Annotated in this window: 2 protein-coding genes; both read left to right on the forward strand. The window is 51.7% G+C overall.

Translation table 11 applies throughout. The features are described 5' to 3' along the window. Window positions 1-2,018, forward strand: a 2,018-nt coding sequence (gene recD2, locus ACY69O_RS07865; protein ID WP_462332918.1) for an SF1B family DNA helicase RecD2, incomplete at its 5' end; no start/stop codon positions are given. Then, window positions 2,015-2,733: ComF family protein (locus tag ACY69O_RS07870; RefSeq protein ID WP_462332919.1), on the forward strand; the 719-nt coding region annotated here is incomplete at its 3' end. The genes recD2 and ACY69O_RS07870, both read left to right, overlap by 4 nt.

Below are 2,733 nucleotides of genomic sequence, written 5' to 3' on the forward strand. Positions count from 1 at the left end.
CCGGAGAGTGGGTCCGTCATCCGCGATTCGGAGAACAGTTTAAGGCCGTGAGCCTTACGGTGTCTGCTCCTACCAGCGTGGAGGGAATAGAAAAATTTCTTTCATCGGGAGCGGTGGACGGAGTAGGCCCTGCTATGGCCCACCGCCTTGTGGAGGCTTTCGGGCAGGATACGCTGGATATTATAGAAAAAGCCCCGCACCGGCTGAAGGAAGTTCCCGGAATAGGGGCAAAAACGGCTGAAAAGATTCATAAATCCTATCAGGAAAAGGTTGAGCTCAAGGATATAATGCTTTGGCTTGAAGAGCACGGAGTGTCGGGCGCTTACGCGGGGCGTATTTATCAGGAATACGGTTCATTTGCACTCGGAGTGCTTGAGCAAGACCCTTACCGTCTTGCTCAGGAGGTTTCGGGAATCGGCTTTGCTACGGCAGACGCTATTGCACGTTCAATGGAAATCCCGGCAGATGATCCGTCAAGGCTGCTGGCAGGGCTTGACTATACCCTCCAGTCTGTGGCGGCGTCAGGACATTGCTGTGTGCCTGCTGATTATTTGGCAGACCGCGCTTCTGCTCTTCTGGATGCTCCGAGGGAATCTGTGCTTGAGGCTATGCGGGACGCTCTTCGTATGCGCCGCCTTTACGCTGACCGAATCGGAAATGAAGCACTTGTGTATCCGCCGCATCTTTACATGGCCGAAACGGAAACGGCTGAAAAACTTCTTTACCTGAAGAAAACCGCGGCGGCATTTCCTGTTGACGACCCTTCGGTGCTTATAGACGCATGGGAGGCTTCTGACCGTCTGGATTTGGCGGACGGCCAGCGCGAAGCCGTGGCAGGGGCGCTGCAGTACGGTATTTTTGTGCTCACAGGCGGACCGGGTACGGGAAAAACAACAGTTGTCCGCGGAATGATAGCAGTCCTCGAAAAATTGGGACTCACAGTCCTTTTGGGGGCGCCCACGGGACGGGCGGCAAAACGTCTTGCGGAGTCAACGGGACGCCGTGCCATGACCGTGCACCGTATGCTTGAAGCACAGGGAGTCAGCGAAGACGACGGCTCGATGTTTGCAAAGGACGAGGACGAACCGCTTGAGGCTGATGTTATCATTCTTGATGAAGTGTCAATGATGGATATAGTGCTCATGCAGCACTTTCTTTCTGCTGTGCCTCCGGGCTGCCATGTGATACTTGTGGGCGACGTGGATCAGCTTCCTGCTGTTGGCCCGGGAGCGGTGCTGCGTGAAATATTGAGGTCAAATGTAATTCCAAGTGTAAGGCTTACGGAAATTTTCCGTCAGGCGGAGGAAAGTGTTATAGTACGCAACGCACATGCCATTAACCACGGAAGAATGCCGCAGTGCGAGGCGGAGACAGCTTTTGAATTTATTGAAACACACTCCGCAGAGGAAGCCGCGGAGGTGATAGTAAATCTTTGCACAGATGAACTTCCAAGGCAGGGCTTTGACGCATTCAGCGACGTTCAGGTACTGTCACCAATGCACAGACAGGAGTGCGGCGTGGATATTTTGAACAAACGTCTGCAGTCGGCGCTGAACCCTCCTGCGGCGGGAAGGGGAGAAAGACCTGCGGGATGGTTCACCTACCGTGTGGGCGATAAGGTAATGCAGATAAAAAACAACTATCAGAAAAATGTCTTTAACGGTGACGTGGGCTGCATTACGGAAATAACGCCAGAGCTGCTAACGGTGCGTTTCAGTGATGATTTGGAAGCGGACTATGAGAAAAATGAGATGAACGAGCTTGCTCCTGCTTATGCGGTGAGCGTGCATAAAAGTCAGGGAAGCGAATACCCTGTCATAATTCTTCCGCTTGTGCCGGGGCACAGAATTATGCTTCAGCGAAATCTTCTCTATACTGCCGTTACACGTGCAAAAGACAGAGTAATTCTTGTTGGCAGCCGCGCAGCTTTACGGACCGCGGTGGAAAATGACCGCACGAAAAGAAGATACACACTTTTGGCGGAGCGGCTGGCTCAGGTTCCGGAGGACGAACGATGAATCTGACAGACGCGCTGCTGGATTTTATTTTTCCTCCGCATTGTCCTGTTTGTGACGAATATGTAAAGCATAAAGGCTTATGGTGTGAAGAATGCCTGAGAAAAGTGGAAGCTGTACGGAGGCTTCCTGCAGATGCAGAAACTTTTGCGGTGCTTGACGGCATTTGGGCTTTGGGAAGGTACAGCGAAGGGCTGAGAACGCTTCTTCTGCAGTTAAAGTTTAATATGAAACGTGATAGGCTGGCATATCTTCATACTTTTTTGGACAGGGCAGGAGAAAAGCTTTCCAATGAAATTAAAGGAGCGTCAGTAGCAATACCTGTTCCGCTGCATGAGGAAAGGGAGAAAACGCGCGGATTTAACCAGACGGAGCTGATTTTTCGGCAGTGGGCTCTGGAGAAAGGTCTTTCGTGGCAGCGTGCCGTTGTAAGAATACGCAGTACAGCACCGCAGTTTGGTTTGGGCGCTGAGGAAAGACGGAAAAATCTTTCGGGGGCATTTTCTGTGGCTGCGAGGGCGGACGTGTATGGGAAATCGGTGCTTCTTCTTGACGATATCTGTACCACGGGGCGACGCTTAGGGAATGCGCAAAGGTTCTTCGCAGTGCAGGCGCAAAGCGGGTGTACGGACTTGTGCTTTCCAGCGACAGGAACTGATTTTCTTCATATGGGTTTAGAAATCAGTCATCATGTTTTTTCGTTGGCAAAACTTGAACG

The sequence above is a fragment of the Schwartzia sp. (in: firmicutes) genome (assembly GCF_978017985.1).